Source organism: Bradyrhizobium vignae, from assembly GCF_004114425.1.
Taxonomy (GTDB): Bacteria; Pseudomonadota; Alphaproteobacteria; order Rhizobiales; family Xanthobacteraceae; genus Bradyrhizobium; species Bradyrhizobium vignae.
The window spans coordinates 113673-129901 of sequence record NZ_RDQF01000002.1; the positions used below are offsets into that span (position 1 = coordinate 113673).

Below are 16229 nucleotides of genomic sequence, written 5' to 3' on the forward strand. Positions count from 1 at the left end.
ACCCCTCCTTATTTGTCAAGCCAAGAGGTTCGAAACGATATCATGCAATCAATGTATGGCATTTGCTTTTCAGATAACAAGTATGTTAAGCCGGCGGAGCCATGGATGTTCGTAATCCATGCTGCGGCGCGAATGCGTTCGGTCACATCTCGACCGTCCGGGGCGCCGCCAGCTTCATTCTGAGCATCGCGATAGCGCTGCTTGGCGCACGATCGAAATAAGAGCGTATCTGGGAGCGAAACGTGACCCTGTTTGATATGTCGGGAAAAGTTGCCGTCATCACCGGCTCCACGCGCGGCATCGGCCGGGCTATTGCCGAACGGATGGCCGAGCACGGTGCTAAGGTCGTGATCTCCTCCCGCAAGCAAGACGTCTGCGATCAAGTGACCAAGGAGATCAACCACAAGTTCGGGAACGGGGTGGCGGCCGCGATTGCGGCAAACATCTCTCGCAAGGAAAACCTGCAAAACCTGGTCAGCGAATCCATCCGTGCCTTCGGCAAGATCGACGTGCTGGTCTGCAACGCGGCCTCTAATCCCTATTACGGTCCCCTCGCCGGCATTTCGGACGAACAGTTTCGCAAGATCCTCGACAACAACATCGTCGCCAACAACTGGTTGATAAGTATGGTCGTGCCGGGGATGATCGAGCGGAAGGATGGTTCGATCGTTATCGTGTCGTCGATTGGCGGCCTGAAGGGCTCCACGATCCTTGGCGCCTATTCAATTTCGAAGGCGGCCGACATGCAGCTCGCGCGTAATCTCGCCTGCGAATATGGCGAGCACAATGTTCGGGTGAACTGCATCGCACCGGGCCTGATCAAGACGGATTTTGCTAAGGCGCTATGGAGCGATGCGGACAATCTGAAGGCGTCAACGTCGCGTTCACCCCTGTTACGCATTGGAACTCCGGACGAAATCGCTGGAGCGGCGGTGTTTTTAGGATCGCCGGCGGGCAATTTCGTGACCGGCCAGACCGTGGTGATCGACGGTGGCGCCACGATCAGTTGACGCTTGCTCAAGCACGAAAACGGAGGTGATCCTGGCGCCCGTGCGACGCGAGTCCTCCAGTTCACACAAGGCAATCTAAGACAGCAAGTGAGGCGTGCGGCAAAAATGGAGTCTTCCATGCTCGAGAAACCCTCTGATACATTGCAGACCGGTACCCACCGCAATTTCTTGCTGGAGCGGGTCGTGCATGGACGGCCGGCGGCAGAGGTCATCGTCCAGGAGGCCGAGAAGCTCGGCAAATCCCGCATTTTTATTACCACCAGCGGCTCGCTTAGCGCTGACGATGCGTTGCCGCGAGAGATCGGCCGCGCTTTGGGCGAAAAATTCGTTGGCCTGTATTCCGGCATCACGGCCCATACGCCACGCCAATGTGTGATCGAAGGCGCTGCCGCTGCACGTGCTGCGCAGGCTGATCTTCTGGTTGCAGTCGGCGGCGGCTCGGTTATCGACGGGACCAAGGCGATGCTGCTATGCCTGTGGCACGATCTGAAAGATCCGAAGGAGATGGACGCCCATCGCGGCGAAATGAGCCAGGATCCCAGCGTTTGGCCCGCAAACGCGGCGAGCCGCATCCGCATGCTTGCAGTGCCGACGATGTTTTCGGCTGCCGAGTTCACCTGGTTTGCCGGGGTTAGCGAGCCGGCGCATCATGTGAAGGAACCCTTCGCCCATCCGCTGCTGGTGCCGCAAGTGGTGGTGCTCGACCCAGTTGCCACCCTGGCGACGCCAATACCGCTCCTGCTTGCGACCGGCATGAAGGCCGTCGACCACGCCGTCGAGCGGCTTTGCGGGCTTGATCCGCCGCCGCTCGCGGACGCCGCTGCATCATCCGCTCTGAAACTCCTGTACACGTCGTTGCCGCAGCTCGGTGGTCCAAATGACAATCTGAAGATGCGGATGGATTGCCAGTTCGGCATGTGGCTATCGATTTTTGGCGCTGGCAGTGGCTCTCCAGCGGGAGCGAGCCATGCCATCGGACACGTGATCGGTGGCTATGGCGTGCCACACGGACATACGACAGGAATCTGCCTGCCCTCCGTACTGCGATGGAACTATGATGCAAATGCCGCCCGGCAGGCACATACGGGCCGGGTCATCGGTGTGACCGGTGACAAGCTCGCGGACGCGGTGCGCGCGTTCGCGACGAAGCTCGGTGTGCCTACGCGGCTGCGCGATGCCGGTATCAAGCGCGACCAGCTCGATGATATCGCGCTTAAGTCTCTGCATGATGGGCCCATGAAAACCAACCCGAAACCGGTTACGTGCACGGCGCAGGTCATGGAGATATTGGAAATGGCATGGTGACCCTCACCTCCGTCGTGACGCATCGCCGCGCGCGTCACCGGCCGTCATGAGGGAGCTGTGAGCGACGTCATTGGAGAGAGCATGATAGTCGGCCGCGACCGTGGCCAGTTTGACGAAATCCGAGCCTAGGGCTGCAATGCTCTGTTGATCTGACGAGTTGTCGGAGCTGGGTCGGACGCAGGCAATCCAAGGCAAACACTACTATCGGTTGGGTTCGGCTTTCCCGGGTACTGGACTGCCTGACAGCAATGATCGAGGATGTATGAACCAAAGGATCTCAGAATACGCAGCTCTGGTCACTGCGTTGGTGGGGCTTCTCATTTCCGAGCCCGCACGAGCCCAATCGTATCCAGCCCATTTTGTCACTTTCGTCGTCCCATCCCCGCCGGGTGGCGTCACGGATATTGACGCGCGCATAATTGCGAAAGTGCTATCCGTTAAAATAGGGCGCCCGGTCATTGTTGAACCCCGGCCTGGGGCGGGAGGCATGATTGCGACGGAATTCGTCGCGAACGCGAAACCCGATGGATACACATTATTGTGGGCATCGTCAGGAGCGATTGCCACCAGTCCGTGGATCTACAAGAAAAAACTCGCCTACGATCCCTTCAAGTCGTTTACCCCAATCCATACGCTACAGGAGGCTTCTCCAATTCTTCTGGTTTCGGCATCGAGCCCCTTCAAGAGTACAGCGGATCTTGTGAAGTATGCAAAGGAGAATCCAGGTAAGCTCAATTTCGGATCAGCGGGGAACGGCACCGGCCAACACATTGCATTGGAGCTGTTCAAGCTTGCTGCCGGCTTCGAGGCGACCCATGTCCCGTATCGTGCCTCTACGCAGGCGATGACCGATCTGCTCGCTGGTGTCATCGACGCTACGTTTGACTACTACAGCCCTGCAAAGTCGCAGCTTGAGTCCGGCAAGCTACGGGCGCTATCAGTGACAGCTTCGTGGCGCCTTCCGGTGTTGAACGATGTCCCCACCCTCTCTGAACTTGGCTATCCGGTGGAATGGACAGGCTGGTCTACGGTCGTCGCGCCGGCCGGCACACCGCCTCAGATTGTGGATTTTCTGGCAACGGCGTTTGCTGAAGCATTGGCTGCTCCGGAAGTGATCTCGCACCTAGAGGCGACGGGTACACGAGTGTTACCGCCAAAGGCGAAAGAAGGAGTTGAAGCCTTTCATCGTAGCGAAAGTGAAAAGGTGCGTCGCTTGGTTCAAGACTCGGGCATAAGCGTCGAGTGAGTGAAGAAGACACTTTCCGGATCATTCGCCTATTTGGTTCTATCGGCGGTCAAACCGTCGCATTTATTGGCCTAACCGGGTAAGGCTGGATGACGAACCCCGAACAGATTGTGGGCTATGATCGCACCACGCTGGCCAACAGCTATGCGGTGCGAACCGGCCGAGACCTGTCGCATATCGCTTATTCGATTGGCTTCAACCTTGGAAGAGCGCGGTGATCTTGCATGCGTCTACGCCCGCTACATGGTGGGACGAAGAGCGCGGATGGGATCGACCTGGACCAAACACGCAAAAGGATCATCGAACGCCGCGACTTGGCCGAACAAGCGGTAGGAGCAGCGGTCTTTCCTCGTAACCCCGGCAAACGCACCTGGCCAAGTAGTCCGACGGAATGCTTGTGTGTCAGTCGGCAATCACGGCAAGCCAATGCGTCGGGGCATCGAATTGAGTTGGGCCATGCCCACGCTCGAGGATATCCAACACCATGACAAATGTGAAATGTAGGGCGACCGATGCGTGTGTGCGAATATGCGGTTGAAGAGGATAGGAAGCAAAAAAAGGCCGGAATCCTTCTGAGGATCCCGGCCAAGTCTAGGGAGAACCCGATTGGCTTGCTGCCACTCGCTTAGAAAGCTCCATTCTGCGCCCGAGCCGACGTTACCTCCGACCACATCGGCATTACGCTGCATCAAACTGGAAGGGACGCACTGTGGTTTGGGACGACAGGGTGACGGTCGGTGACCGGCCCTAAGCTAGCAGCACCGTATCCGCGCAGGTTATCGCGTCGGCACCTTCCATCACTGTCAGTTCCAGCGAGCCGGCCTGCACCGCGATGTTCTCCGCGAAGAACCGCGCAAGGGCTACGTAACGCCGAGACTCACCGTCACCCTGCCCTTTCACGGCAAGCGCTTCGCCGGCCAGCAAGCAGCCGCCGAGTGTCACACCGAACAAGCGCAGATAAGGTGTTGCCCCCGCCAGTGCGTCGTCCGATGCAGTCGAAATCCGCGCCAACAGCCACCTGCTTGAGCGGTCGAGCGAGCCGATTGCCTCGCGCAGTTTTCGGCCAGCGGTGCCAAAGGCGGGGTGGTTGGAAGCCTCCACCTGATCAACGATCTCGGAGAGATCGTTGATCACTTCCCAAACCGACGCGCCGCCGTTTGCACCGAGCTTGCGCATAACAAGATCGATCGACTGAATGCCGTTGGTGCCTTCATAGATCGAGGTGATGCGAGCATCGCGATAATGCTGCGCGGCGCCGGTTTCCTCGATGAAACCCATACCGCCATGGATCTGCACGCCGAGATAAGCTACTTCATTGGCGATATCGGTGGAGAAGGCCTTTGCGATTGGCGTCAATAGTGCACCGCGCGCAGCCGCCTCGGCCCGTACTTTTGGCTCTCTTGCACGAGTGGCGATATCAAGTGCAACTGCCGTTGAGTAGCAGACGGTTCGAGCGGCTGCCGTCAGCGCTCGCATCTGCATCAGCATTCGCTTCACGTCGGGATGCACGATGATCGGATTGGAACAATTGCCATTGTTCCCGACGGCACGGCCCTGACGGCGCTCTTGCGCGAACGCCAGAGCGAGTTGATAGGCGCGTTCTGCAATGCCGACGCCCTGGAGGCCAACCCCGAGCCGGGCCTGATTCATCATCGTAAACATGCTGAACATGCCGCGATTTTCTTCGCCGATGAGATAGCCGATGGCACCACCATGGTCGCCCATGGTCATGGTGCAGGTGGGAGAAGCGTGGAGGCCGAGCTTGTGCTCGACGCCAGTTGGATAGATGTCATTGCGCGCGCCAAGTGTGCCATCCGGGTTGACCAGGTATTTCGGAACCAGAAACAGTGAAATGCCTTTGCTACCGGCTGGGGCGTCCGGCAGCCGGCCGAGCACGAAGTGCACGATATTGTCGGTCATATCGTGATCGCCGTAGGTGATGAAGATTTTAGTGCCCGTAATGCGATAGCTTCCATCGGCAGCGCGTTCGGCGCGGGTGCGCAAAGCGCCCACGTCCGAGCCAGCCTGCGATTCAGTGAGTTGCATGGCGCCAGTCCATTCGCCCGACACCAGTTTTCCGAGATAGATCCGCTTCAATTGCTCGCTGCCATGGGCATGGAGCGCGTCGATCGCGGAGAGCGTCAACAGCGGGCAAAGGCCGAAGGAGACGTTGGCTGCGCTCCAGATCTCCGTGCAAACAGCGTTGATCGCCAGCGGCAAGCCTTGGCCACCGAACGCTTCCGGTCCGGACACTGCGCTCCAGCCCGCTTCACTCCATCGCTTATAGGCATCCCGCCAACCTGGTGCGGTCGTGATCTTGCCGTTCTCCAGCCTAATTCCGTGCTTGTCGCCGACGCGGTTCAGCGGCGCCAGCACGCCCGCCGCGAACTTTCCGGCTTCTTCCAGCACGTCTGCAACGGCGGCGCCGTCGAAATCGCCGTAATTGCCGGCCTTTATCGCCGCCAGGAGCCCGGCACCATGGTTGAGCGCAAGCAGGATGTCGCTAATCGGCGCGCGGTAAGTCATGCGAAACCTCGTCTAAGGGGGTGCCAGGGGAAGTGGCCTTATTCACATGGAAATCGTATGTCTTCAAGATTTATTTGTTATATGATCAACAAATTAGCTCGCTTTCGAGTTTTTCAGACAATTGGGGGGCCGCTGCGGAATCCCGGGTGATTCCTGCAAAACGCCCAGAATGGGGACCCGGCTTGCTCGTCGATTCTCGCGATCTCGAAAAACCACGCCACGTTCCACCTTCGTCGCAACCAACGATCCGCGGCATCGACGTGCAGTGGCGATCCGGCTGAGAAAACTGCCACCGTCTGACATTCGCCTGCTCGCCGGATTGGGTGACGCAGCCTACGACCACGCCGCCGACCGTGACGGGGTCTAGCTCATTTCGACTGATCAGCGCCTTTGGAAACAGTCGCGAACAGATCAACTGGGTGAATGTTCGAAAGAAATCCGTCCTCCCTTCCCCTGCCCATTGGGTTCGGACGGCGTCAAGGATCCTGCGTTACGTCGTCGAAGGCCACTCCATCAATTACAAGCTGCCATGTTCAAGCTCGGAGTTTTAAGTGGTCTATCTGCATTGTCAGCCTGCAACCATGTGTTTCCTCACCGGGTCCTGTCAAAGACCTTCGAAGCGCAATATTCGTGAGTCGGCCGCGGCGTGGCGGTACTTGACGAGCTCTCGATACTCTGGGCTATTCCAGAAACGCTCTGCGGCCTCCCGGTCAGAAAACTCGAGGAGGACTAGACGCTCGCCATTCGCTTTGCCTTCGAGAGTTACTGGGGCATCGTCGACTGCAAGAACCCGGCCGCCAAACTTGGCGAACACGGCGGGAAAGCCCGACGTGTACTTCTCATAGAGCTCAGGGTCTGAGAATCTGACTTCGCCAAGGATATAGGTAGCCATGCGATGATGCCTCTCAAACTTGTACGCGAATAAAGAGTGAGTTCGGTCAGCAAGCGATGCTATCGCCGACGTCCGATGCGATCAACATCCGGCAGTCCCCCGCCTCCAGCTAAAGTGAGGCGCTTGCTGACATGCCGCAGGTACCTTTAACAACACTTGTTATGTGAAAAGCAAGTCCTATTTTAACCGGACCTCAAGATTGCACGACTGACGTGTCCGTCGGAATATTTGGCCTGTGCGTCGCGGGCGACGTGCAGCGCCCGCTGCGCTCCGACCCCGCTGCGACGGCCAGGACAGCAATCAAGGCGACAACTGGCGTCGGGGGCCGTTCAGACTTGTTCATCATCAGTGGAACATCCGCACGGTTGTCGGTTGATAACCTCGCCCTTGGGTCAGGAAGCGCCGCAGCTTGTCACGATCGGATACGAAGCCAATGCATATTTCTGCTCTTGCGGCAGGTAGATCAATTGACCGATCCGCGGTGAAGGTGAACGTGAGGCGAGAGACCGTCGATCGAGGAAGGCCACAGCGGTCGGCGAATTCCCGATTGCCCAGGCGCATGCTTGGACGCTCAAAGCAGCGCAGGATGTCGAAAGCGCGCGATATGACTTGGATCACCTGCGCGCTTTCAATAGCGGCCGCAGTCCCCTCTTGCGTCATCAGCTTCTCAGATCGGCGTCCCATCGCTTGCATCCCACAAAACCAAGTCCTGGTTGCAGAACGGTGAACAAATGCCTCGCTGCCGACCTGCGAGGAAGCGATTCAGCTTGTCGTCAGCCGGCTGCGCACGACGCCTCCGAGGAGCTCATGATGTGCTCGCGCCCCGCTTCTTGCGCAACCTTCAATTCTGACACCGCGGTGAGGTGCGCGGCGGCAGGCGACGCCGAGGATGTGGACGTCGTTCTTGACCGCCCGGCGCGCCACCTCCTCCGCGGTGGCGAACAGCGGCCCGTCGGATGGGTTCATCTCAGCCTCTTATAAACTCTTCGTCGAAAGCTGCGAACTTCGTCCCCTCGGCGAGCTTGCCAGATCGACCCGACGGCTTCTCTCTAGTTAAACTCCACAATCAGCGCGTCCACCGCCAGCGTGGCGCCGGCACTGGCGTGGACCTTCTTCACGATGCCGCGATGTACCATCATTTAGCGCTTGCTTATTGACTAGCAAGTGATACCCTGCACGTACTCTTGCTCGGGTGCAGTTCGTTCGTGCCCGGCTCGTCAGCGTAAAGAGGTTTGCAATGCCGGCCTACTTCATCGTTCAAAGCACAATCACGGACGAAGCGCAGTACCAGAAATATGTGCAGTCCGTTGTGCCGCTTATAACCAAATTTGGCGGAAAACTTGGAGCTAGAGGGGCGAAGGTGGAAGTGTTGGAAGGCCAACATGACCAGCGCCAGGTCGTCATGTTTGAGTTTCCAGACATAAAGGCCATCGAAGGGTTCTGGAATTCGCCGGACTATGTTCCTATTAAGAAGCTGCGCCAAGGCATAGCCACCATGAACATCTGGGCGTTTCCGGGCGTCTAGACGGCTGAGCGATGCATATGAGGGTCTACCACTCGTGTGGTCCGTCCTTAAAGTTCCTCGCAGCTGCCGCTCAATGGGCCCGTCAGAGTTTGATCAGGGCGGTGCGAGATCGGCTCGAGGAAGCGCCATCGGAATGAGACCATCTGGATCCTTGTCCCTGCCATCAGGGTCACAGTGTTAATGACTACTGATCGGAGGGTAAGGGCCGCCTATCTAGCACTTTTCCGGGCGCTGATCTTGTGGCTGAACCGCGCCCGGGAATTATTGAGTGCACGGCCTTGCGCTCGGTCTCCGACTAGGGCGTGTACTCTTAAAGACCGAGATGCCAGAGCGTATCCCGCTTTTTTGGGCAAACGCTCATAAACTCAGCCGGCCGGAAAAAGTGGCTCGCTGCATCATCTTGGAGTGGCGCCTCCGGCCGACAGCGCCAATCGTACTCACCGCCCAGTAGAGGAGCGCGCTATGTCCTGGAAATCGAAGGCGAGTTGTTACCCCGTGGAGGGTGAAGGGTCTATGGAGACCCCGGCGGAATTTGTACGCTCCTATGGTGCCATCGTGGACGCGCTCACAGCGACAATCCTTAATGCAGAGGCCGGGATAAACTGGCTAAGAGTTCAACCGCCAGATCTGGAACAAGTCCGGCGAGTTCTCAATGGCATTGCCGACGACGGTATGCGAGTGGGCGAAATCGTCGTTCGACTTCGAGCGTCCATGAAACGGTTCCCCAGAGCGGATAACGCCGTTGATCCTGGAGCTGATATCTCCGACGTGGCCTGAGCGACCCTCCACAAAGCGGACATCAAGCGCGCGCTTATCCGCAGCGTCCCGACTATGAATACATGCCCTAACGTTCGTTGAACCGCGGCGGGATTCCGCCCCCGTACAATGCGTTGCCGAAGATGACGGCGTCGATCCCCTCCGGCGCGATGCCGGTGTCGGCCAGCACGGCCCGAATTGGCGCCGCGCCAAGTTCGTCGACCTCTACCGTCTTGAACGCGCCGCCCCGAGGCGCGACCGCCGTCCGGCGTGCGGCGACGAGATAGGCGGCGCTCATCGCAGCACTTCGCAGGCGTCGGATTCCCAGAGCCGGCGCAGTGCATGGAAATCGGTCTTGCCGGAGGAGGTCATCGGCCAGTGCGGTGGCACGGCAAACCGGCGCGGGATCTTGTAGAGCGGCGGGCTCAGGCGGGCATGCCTAATCAGATCGGAAGACGCTATGCACCCACCCGGACCCGGCCTCAGCAAAGCCACCAGCCGCTCGCCCCAACGTTCGTCGACGGCGCCAAGAACCCCGCCTCGGCTAGGCGATACTCCCTCGAGTACACGCTCGATCTCCTCGCGATGGGCGTTCTTGCCGGCCGTGATGATCATGCGGCTGGCGCGGCCGGCGGCCTGCAGGAAGCCACGCTCGTCGAGCATGGCAATCACCGCCAACACGCCCGCCAGAAGTCGCCAGTCGCCGACCGGCACACGGTGCAACCAGGTCGGTGGCGCGGTCATCCTGACGTCAGGGAGTCCCCTGCCCCAACGATCGTTGCATGGGCCCGGTAGGCAGGCAGCACTTCGGCGGGCCGGCCATCGAGGCGGATGTAGCCCTGATCCAGCCAGATGATGCGATCGAATTCCGCGAGCAGCTCGAAATCATGACTAGCCATCACCGCCCGCTCCGGAAGCGCCATGATCCTGCGGTATGTCGGCAAGTCCAGACAGGAGAACGGCTCGTCCATCAGCAGAAATGACGGCTCCGTTGCGAGCAGTGCCAGAACGCAGACCAGCTGCTTCTGGCCGCCGGACTGCTCGTTGACGTTGCGTTCCGCACATTGAGTGCAGCCGTGCCGCTCCAGCAGTGCCGCGCCCGTTGGCGTGCCTGCAGCGCCGTAGTCCCCGCTCCGCAGGTCCAAAAGCGACCTCCTCGACAACCGTGGGGAAGATGAGCTGGTGGTGGTCGGGATTCTGAAACAGAAAGCCGACCCTGGCTGGAAGGTCCTTGCGATCCCGCACCGTATCGAGGCCCACCACCTCGACGCGACCGCGTGTTGGCAGGAGCAACCCGTTCACGAACCGCAACATCGTGCCCTTGCCTGAACCATTGTCCCAATCAGGCCGATCTGGCGCTCAGCTCGGGAATGGCAAGAACCTGAGGTCCGCAGCCCGAAACTGTTCGAAGATGACCCTTCAGCCGCCCCACGGAGGTGAGGACGGCTTGCCGGAGCGCTTCGCGTCGGAGCAGCATCAATCAAGACGATTCTTTCGCCCCAGTCGCGCTACGGAGTTGGCTGAAGTACGACGTTGTCGATTAGCCGCGTCGACCCGACATAGGCCGCCACGCACAGTGCCGCGGGGCGATGCAGCGGACTTGCGGCGGGCTTGAGCGTGTCGCCGTCAACAAGCTCAAGGTACTGCAGACTATCGACCGTTTCCAAATGCCTCCGGGCGATTGCAATCAGCAGGTCCACGTTCCGCTCTCCCAAGCCGAACTCCTCTGCTGCGGCGAAGAGCCCACGACTGATGGCGAGGGCTTGCCTCCGGTCTTCCTCGCTGAGATACCGGTTGCGGCTGCTCATTGCGAGACGGTCCCATTCCCGAACGGTCGGCACGACAACGATCTCGATCGGCAGATTCAGATCAATGGTCATGCGACGCACGACCGCACACTGCTGAAAATCCTTTTGCCCGAAGAACGCTACGTCCGGCTGCACCATGTTGAACAGCTTGCTTACGACCGTCGCGACCCCGCGAAAATGTCCCGGCCTGAACGCGCCGCAAAGCGGTTTCGCGAGTTCGCCCGGTTCGACGAAGGTCTCGAATTGAGCAGGATAAATTTCCTCTGCGCCCGGAGCGAAGATGATCGCAACGCCCGCATCGCGGCAAAGTTTTTCATCGCGCGCGAAGTCGCGTGGATAGGTGCTGAGATCCTCGTTTGGCCCGAACTGAGTGGGGTTGACGAAGATGCTAACCACGGTGAAGTCGCATTGCGCCCGGCTGGCCTCGATCAGCGCCAGGTGGCCGTCGTGCAAATAGCCCATTGTCGGTACAAATCCGACACGCTTATCTGCTCTGCGAGCCGCCGCGAGAACGCCGCGAAGCTCGGCGACAGTCGTGATTGTCTTCATTGTTGCGCTTCACATCGGGTTGGGTTTGAAGGCGTCCAGTTTGCGATCGTCTCACCGATGCCTTCGGGAAGCCGATAAGACTCCTGCGGTGCCGGAAAGGCACCGTCACGGACATCGGCAACCCAACGCGACAGCGCCTCCTGCAACACGCGAAAGCCGTCGGCGTAGGTGCGAACGAATTTTGGGACATGGCCTTCGATCAAGCCAAGCACGTCGTGGAACACCAACACTTGCCCCGAACAGCCAGGACCTGCGCCAATCCCGATGGTAGGTATGGTCAGCGTTTCTGTCGCTCGCGCAGCGAGCTCGGCCGGAATGCCTTCCAGGACCAGAGCGAAACAGCCGGCCTCCTGCAAACGATGGGCGTCGTCGAGCAGACGCACGGCGTCATCGGCCTTGCGGCCCTGCACCTTGAATCCACCCATCGCATTGACGCTCTGCGGGGTCAGGCCGAGATGACCCATCACCGGGATCTCGCACTGGACCAGGGCACGTATCATTTCGACGCGTTTGAATCCGCCCTCGAGCTTTACGGCGTCGGCGCCACGCTGCAAAAAGCCTCCGGCGTTGCGGATCGTGTCCTCCGGGCTGAGGTGAAAGCTCAGAAATGGCATATCGGCCACGAGCATGGCGCGAGGTTTCACACGCGCAACCGCTTCAAGATGGTGATTCATCATCGCGATGCTGACCGGCAGCGTATTGTCGAATCCGAGGCACACGTTGCCAACGCTGTCTCCGACAAGGATCATATCCACCATCGGATCCGCAATGCGGGCAGTAACCGCATCATAGGCGGTCGTCATCACGAGACGCCGCCCCTCCTCCTTCCACCGTTGCAGCCTGGGAAGCGTGACCCGCTCGCCTGCGGCTTTTGAGGTGTGGCTCATTCCCGCCCCCTGTCTCGTCAGCCGACCCAGTTCGATTCCGCGGATCGAAGTGGTACAGTTTTCACGTCCCCTGCCTTACCTAATATCTCGAAGCCATAACGCCCAGTTGCATCGCGAGTGACTGAGTAGGTCATGCGATCGGAAATGTGATTGTGGCGATCGAACGTAAGGATTCGTGGCCTCAGCCGAGCGAGTTCCCTCTCATCTACGTAGGTCGAACTGCAGACGATGATTTGATCACCTGCCTGGCAGGTGCGCGCGGCGGCGCCGTTGAGGACACAGCAACGCGAGCCGCCCGCGCCGAAAATGACGTAAGTCGAAATTCGCGCCCCGGAGTTCTTGTTCCAGATATCCACGAATTCCATCGGCAGGATCCCGGCCTCATGGCACTGATCCGGATCGAGCGTGATCGAGCCGTGATAGTGAAGATTGGCTTCCGTAACGTGGATGCCATGCAGCTTTGCAGCCAGCACTTTTCTCATCTGAAAGTTCCTTTGAGCCTGCCTCGCGTCCCTAAAACCGACTCTCCTATGGAGCACGAGATGAAACTGTCAACTCAGAGATACAAAAAGAAAAATCTCTCTCAAAACCAACAGCTAGACGCGAAGGAACGACCAATGGTCGCGCGATCATCGCGCAAGAACTTCCCAACTATTAGTCATACGAAAGGCTGCGTTGCCACACGCCAGGCGCCGATATTTCGAACACATTCAGGCGCTCCACTTGTTCAATCGAGGAAGTTGGATCTTGTTGGACCACACGGACCGTCAGACAACTCGTTTTTTGAAGTGGACAGCCATTTCGAAACCCCGATAGGTCGCCTGGCAACACTCATCGCGCACAGCCAGGGCCGCCATGAGTCGTCACATCGTTTTCCTCACTGCAAACAGCAACGCCTATATCGATCGGATAATCGATGGCACCACAATCCCGCATGCGCGCCGGCTCGAGGTCGCCCGCAACCCCAAGACTGACGAACTCGGGAACGACATCGACATCGTAGTTTGTGGTCAATTCGACAATGAAGCTGAGCTCGCAACTTACAAAGGCTCGATCAGGCGGCTGCGACCACTGAGAGAACTGGGTTTCGATCGTCTATAGTTTGGCTGATGTCCCCCCGTAAGTCCGATGCAGGTCACAGAGCTGCCCTGATGGAGCCGACCGCGGCGAGGCAATGTCTCGCGGGTCGACCATAGGAGGGAACTTTGCCACGTATTCCGGCAGAGCTATGGACGAAGGGCTGGCACTGCAATCTCGACTGCGCCAGCTCTCGGAGTCACCATTTCCGATGACCGACCCGACCCTTTGTCGGACTCGGCTGCATCTTTCTCAGCTCATCTCTTTCAGAGCATAATTCTTGAAGTCTCGCCTGTATCTTGCCGATGAGCACTTCCGTTGCGCCCACGTCTATTCCTGCATGTCGCAGTCGAGATGCGTCCCTACGGTGACGTCCGATCTGAACGCGCATGTGATCTATCTCATGACGAATTCGGTCTAGAGTCGACATGATTGCTGCCTGCTAGTCATATTCGGACGAGCGTTCGGGTGAGCTTTGTATTCAGGCGATGCCGCCCCGTTGTGCCCGAGCCGGGCATTCAGCTTGCGGATCAGCTCTTCGGCGGCGTCCGCGATCACGGTGCCAGGCGGGAAGATCGCCTCGGCGCCGGCGGCATAGAGCGCATCGTAATCCTGCGGCGGCACCACGCCGCCGACGATGATCATGATGTCGCCGCGGCCCTGCTTCTTGAGCGCGGCCTTCAGCTCCGGTACGGCGGTGAGGTGAGCGGCCGCCAGGGAAGAGACGCCGAGGATGTGGACGTCGTTCTCGACGGCCTGCCGCGCGGCCTCGTCGGCGGTGGCAAACAGCGGCCCGATGTCGACGTCGAAGCCGATATCGGCAAACGCCGAGGCGATCACTTTCTGGCCGCGGTCGTGGCCGTCCTGGCCGATCTTGGCGACCAGGATGCGCGGGCGGCGGCCTTCCGCCTCCTCGAAGGCGTCGATCAGCGCCTGAACCTTCTCGACCTGGGTGCCCATGCTAGACGCCTCCCGCTTGTAGACGCCGGTGATGGACTTGATCTCGGCGCGGTGCCGGCCGAACACCTTCTCCATCGCGTCCGAGATCTCGCCGACGGTCGCCTTGGCGCGTGCCGCGTCGATCGCGAGCGCCAGCAGATTGCCGTTGCCTTCGCCGGCCGAGCGCGTGATCGCGGCGAGCGCAGCATCGACGTCCTTCTGGTTGCGCTCGGATTTCAGCCGCGCCAGCTTGTCGATCTGCAGGCGACGAACATTGCTGTTGTCGACCTTCAGGATCTCGATTCTGTCCTCGTCGGTCGGCTTGTACTTGTTGACGCCGATCACCGCCTGCCTGCCGGCATCGATGCGCGCTTGTGTCTTCGCCGAAGCTTCCTCGATGCGCAGCTTCGGCACGCCAGCCTCGATGGCTTTCGCCATGCCGCCGAGCTCCTCGACCTCCTGGATGTGGCCCCAGGCCTTGGCCGCGAGGTCGCGCGTGAGCCGCTCGACGTAATAGGAGCCGCCCCAGGGATCGATGATCCTCGTGGTGCCGCTCTCCTGCTGGAGGAAGAGCTGGGTGTTGCGCGCGATGCGCGCCGAGAAATCGGTCGGCAGCGCCAGCGCCTCGTCGAGCGCGTTGGTGTGCAGCGATTGGGTGTGGCCCTGCGTCGCCGCCATCGCCTCCACCGTGGTGCGCATCACGTTGTTGAAGACGTCCTGCGCGGTCAGCGACCAGCCCGAGGTCTGGCTATGCGTGCGCAGCGACAGCGAGCGCGGATCTTTCGGATTGAACGGCTTCAGCAGCTTCGCCCAGAGCAGGCGCGCGGCGCGCAGCTTGGCGACTTCCATGAAGAAGTTCATGCCGATCGCCCAGAAGAACGACAGGCGCGGCGCGAAGCGGTCGACGTCGAGCCCCGCGGCAAGGCCGGCCCGCAGATATTCGACGCCGTCGGCGAGCGTATAGGCGAGCTCGAGGTCCTGCGTCGCGCCGGCCTCCTGCATGTGATAGCCGGAGATCGAGTTCGAATTGTATTTTGGCATCCTCGTGGAGGTGTAGGCGAAGATGTCCGAGATGATCCGCATCGAGGGCGCGGGCGGGTAGATATAGGTGTTGCGCACCATGAACTCTTTCAGAATGTCGTTCTGAATGGTGCCCGACAGCTTCTCCGGCGGCACGCCCTGTTCCTCGGCGGCGGCGACGTAGAGCGCGAGGATCGGCAGCACCGCGCCGTTCATGGTCATGGACACGCTCATCTGGTCGAGCGGAATCCCCGCGAACAGCGTGCGCATGTCGTAGATGGAATCGATGGCCACACCGGCCATGCCGACGTCGCCGCCGACGCGCGGATGATCGGAGTCGTAACCCCGATGGGTGGCAAGATCGAAGGCGACCGAGAGGCCCTTCTGTCCCGCCGCGAGGTTACGCCGGTAGAACGCATTGGAATCCTCCGCCGTGGAGAAGCCGGCATATTGCCTGACCGTCCAGGGCTGGTTGACATACATGGTCGGGTAGGGGCCGCGCAGGTAAGGCGCGATACCCGGATAGGTCTCGAGGAAATCGAGCCCGGCGATATCTGCTTCTCCGTATGCTGACTTGACCGGAATGCCCTCCGGAGTGACCCACGGATCGACGGGAACAGAAGAGGCGACGACCGAGCACCTTTCGAAAGTAACATCTGCAAAATGCGGGATACCGCCGATGGATGACA

The 16229-nt window shown here is 59.7% G+C and carries 18 protein-coding genes; 6 read left to right on the top strand and 12 right to left on the bottom strand.

What is annotated here, in order from left to right; all coding sequences use genetic code 11:
• Positions 1 to 242: 242 nt before the first annotated feature.
• The 4 genes from EAV90_RS02070 to EAV90_RS41135 all read left to right on the top strand — a co-directional run bounded on the left by EAV90_RS02070 (position 243) and on the right by EAV90_RS41135 (position 3779).
• Positions 243 to 1010, top strand: coding sequence for an SDR family NAD(P)-dependent oxidoreductase (locus EAV90_RS02070; protein WP_129142435.1), 768 nt, complete (start codon positions 243 to 245; stop codon positions 1008 to 1010).
• Positions 1011 to 1127: 117 nt separating this feature from the next.
• Positions 1128 to 2315 (top strand): iron-containing alcohol dehydrogenase, encoded by a 1188-nt coding sequence (locus EAV90_RS02075; protein WP_164936733.1) that lies wholly within the window; start codon positions 1128 to 1130, stop codon positions 2313 to 2315.
• Positions 2316 to 2577: 262 nt separating this feature from the next.
• Positions 2578 to 3561, top strand: coding sequence for a Bug family tripartite tricarboxylate transporter substrate binding protein (locus tag EAV90_RS02080; RefSeq protein WP_129142437.1), 984 nt, complete (start codon positions 2578 to 2580; stop codon positions 3559 to 3561).
• A gap of 89 nt (positions 3562 to 3650) precedes the next feature.
• Positions 3651 to 3779 (top strand): hypothetical protein, encoded by a 129-nt coding sequence (locus tag EAV90_RS41135; RefSeq protein WP_283810420.1) that lies wholly within the window; start codon positions 3651 to 3653, stop codon positions 3777 to 3779.
• Positions 3780 to 4308: 529 nt separating this feature from the next.
• On the opposite strand, the gene EAV90_RS02085 is transcribed toward EAV90_RS41135, so the two are convergent.
• The 4 genes from EAV90_RS02085 to EAV90_RS39220 form a co-directional block, all read right to left on the bottom strand.
• Positions 4309 to 6087, bottom strand: a complete 1779-nt coding sequence (locus tag EAV90_RS02085; protein WP_129142438.1) for an acyl-CoA dehydrogenase family protein — start codon at positions 6085 to 6087, stop codon at positions 4309 to 4311.
• A 604-nt stretch (positions 6088 to 6691) separates the two neighbouring features.
• On the bottom strand, positions 6692 to 6979 hold the full coding sequence (locus tag EAV90_RS02090) for a DUF1330 domain-containing protein (RefSeq protein WP_129142439.1): 288 nt from the start codon (positions 6977 to 6979) through the stop codon (positions 6692 to 6694).
• Between the two features lie 345 nt (positions 6980 to 7324).
• A complete protein-coding gene (locus tag EAV90_RS02095) occupies positions 7325 to 7663 on the bottom strand; it encodes a helix-turn-helix domain-containing protein (protein WP_430644706.1) in 339 nt (112 codons plus the stop codon).
• 78 nt (positions 7664 to 7741) lie between these two features.
• Positions 7742 to 7945 (bottom strand): hypothetical protein, encoded by a 204-nt coding sequence (locus tag EAV90_RS39220; RefSeq protein ID WP_164936725.1) that lies wholly within the window; start codon positions 7943 to 7945, stop codon positions 7742 to 7744.
• Positions 7946 to 8216: 271 nt separating this feature from the next.
• Between EAV90_RS39220 and EAV90_RS02100 the strand changes: the two genes are divergently transcribed.
• Entirely contained in the window at positions 8217 to 8504 is a 288-nt protein-coding gene (locus tag EAV90_RS02100; protein WP_164936734.1) for a DUF1330 domain-containing protein, read from the top strand.
• Positions 8505 to 9348: 844 nt separating this feature from the next.
• Here the strand turns inward: EAV90_RS02100 and EAV90_RS02105 are convergent.
• The 7 genes from EAV90_RS02105 to panD all read right to left on the bottom strand — a co-directional run bounded on the left by EAV90_RS02105 (position 9349) and on the right by panD (position 12986).
• A complete protein-coding gene (locus EAV90_RS02105) occupies positions 9349 to 9558 on the bottom strand; it encodes a thiolase family protein (RefSeq protein WP_129142441.1) in 210 nt (69 codons plus the stop codon).
• Positions 9555 to 10004, bottom strand: coding sequence for a class I adenylate-forming enzyme family protein (locus tag EAV90_RS02110; protein ID WP_129142442.1), 450 nt, complete (start codon positions 10002 to 10004; stop codon positions 9555 to 9557). The genes EAV90_RS02105 and EAV90_RS02110 overlap by 4 nt, the downstream gene beginning before the upstream one ends.
• Complete coding sequence (locus EAV90_RS41140; RefSeq protein ID WP_430644709.1) at positions 10001 to 10267, bottom strand: P-loop NTPase family protein; 267 nt, start codon at positions 10265 to 10267, stop codon at positions 10001 to 10003. Before EAV90_RS41140 ends, EAV90_RS02110 begins: the two co-directional genes overlap by 4 nt.
• Entirely contained in the window at positions 10152 to 10574 is a 423-nt protein-coding gene (locus EAV90_RS41585) for a hypothetical protein (protein WP_430644710.1), read from the bottom strand. The genes EAV90_RS41140 and EAV90_RS41585 overlap by 116 nt, the downstream gene beginning before the upstream one ends.
• Positions 10575 to 10768: 194 nt before the next feature.
• Positions 10769 to 11617 carry a pantoate--beta-alanine ligase gene (panC, locus tag EAV90_RS02120; protein WP_129142444.1) on the bottom strand — a complete coding sequence of 283 codons (849 nt, stop codon included), beginning with the start codon at positions 11615 to 11617 and terminating at the stop codon, positions 10769 to 10771.
• Entirely contained in the window at positions 11614 to 12504 is an 891-nt protein-coding gene (gene panB, locus EAV90_RS02125) for a 3-methyl-2-oxobutanoate hydroxymethyltransferase (RefSeq protein ID WP_129142445.1), read from the bottom strand. The genes panC and panB overlap by 4 nt, the downstream gene beginning before the upstream one ends.
• 17 nt (positions 12505 to 12521) lie before the next feature.
• Positions 12522 to 12986 (bottom strand): aspartate 1-decarboxylase, encoded by a 465-nt coding sequence (gene panD, locus EAV90_RS02130; RefSeq protein WP_129142446.1) that lies wholly within the window; start codon positions 12984 to 12986, stop codon positions 12522 to 12524.
• Between the two features lie 373 nt (positions 12987 to 13359).
• On the opposite strand from panD, the gene EAV90_RS02135 reads away from it, so the two are divergent.
• Positions 13360 to 13605 (top strand): Dabb family protein, encoded by a 246-nt coding sequence (locus EAV90_RS02135; protein ID WP_129142447.1) that lies wholly within the window; start codon positions 13360 to 13362, stop codon positions 13603 to 13605.
• Between the two features lie 393 nt (positions 13606 to 13998).
• Here the strand turns inward: EAV90_RS02135 and scpA are convergent, their stop codons facing one another.
• Complete coding sequence (gene scpA / locus EAV90_RS02140; protein WP_245509444.1) at positions 13999 to 16221, bottom strand: methylmalonyl-CoA mutase; 2223 nt, start codon at positions 16219 to 16221, stop codon at positions 13999 to 14001.
• Between the last annotated feature and the right edge of the window lie 8 nt (positions 16222 to 16229).

Excerpts from the sequence above, each read along its gene's own strand:
- EAV90_RS02100 (WP_164936734.1), top strand. The coding sequence starts at position 8,217 with ATGCCGGCCTACTTCATCGTTCAAAGCACAATCACGGACGAAGCGCAG.
- EAV90_RS39220 (WP_164936725.1), bottom strand. The coding sequence starts at position 7,945 with ATGAACCCATCCGACGGGCCGCTGTTCGCCACCGCGGAGGAGGTGGCG.
- EAV90_RS02095 (WP_430644706.1), bottom strand. The coding sequence starts at position 7,663 with ATGGGACGCCGATCTGAGAAGCTGATGACGCAAGAGGGGACTGCGGCC.
- panD (WP_129142446.1), bottom strand. The coding sequence starts at position 12,986 with ATGAGAAAAGTGCTGGCTGCAAAGCTGCATGGCATCCACGTTACGGAA.
- EAV90_RS02080 (WP_129142437.1), top strand. The coding sequence starts at position 2,578 with ATGAACCAAAGGATCTCAGAATACGCAGCTCTGGTCACTGCGTTGGTG.
- EAV90_RS02135 (WP_129142447.1), top strand. The coding sequence starts at position 13,360 with ATGAGTCGTCACATCGTTTTCCTCACTGCAAACAGCAACGCCTATATC.
- panC (WP_129142444.1), bottom strand. The coding sequence starts at position 11,617 with ATGAAGACAATCACGACTGTCGCCGAGCTTCGCGGCGTTCTCGCGGCG.
- EAV90_RS02090 (WP_129142439.1), bottom strand. The coding sequence starts at position 6,979 with ATGGCTACCTATATCCTTGGCGAAGTCAGATTCTCAGACCCTGAGCTC.
- EAV90_RS41135 (WP_283810420.1), top strand. The coding sequence starts at position 3,651 with ATGACGAACCCCGAACAGATTGTGGGCTATGATCGCACCACGCTGGCC.
- panB (WP_129142445.1), bottom strand. The coding sequence starts at position 12,504 with ATGAGCCACACCTCAAAAGCCGCAGGCGAGCGGGTCACGCTTCCCAGG.
- EAV90_RS02110 (WP_129142442.1), bottom strand. The coding sequence starts at position 10,004 with ATGACCGCGCCACCGACCTGGTTGCACCGTGTGCCGGTCGGCGACTGG.
- EAV90_RS02105 (WP_129142441.1), bottom strand. The coding sequence starts at position 9,558 with ATGAGCGCCGCCTATCTCGTCGCCGCACGCCGGACGGCGGTCGCGCCT.
- EAV90_RS02085 (WP_129142438.1), bottom strand. The coding sequence starts at position 6,087 with ATGACTTACCGCGCGCCGATTAGCGACATCCTGCTTGCGCTCAACCAT.
- EAV90_RS41585 (WP_430644710.1), bottom strand. The coding sequence starts at position 10,574 with ATGTTGCGGTTCGTGAACGGGTTGCTCCTGCCAACACGCGGTCGCGTC.
- EAV90_RS02075 (WP_164936733.1), top strand. The coding sequence starts at position 1,128 with ATGCTCGAGAAACCCTCTGATACATTGCAGACCGGTACCCACCGCAAT.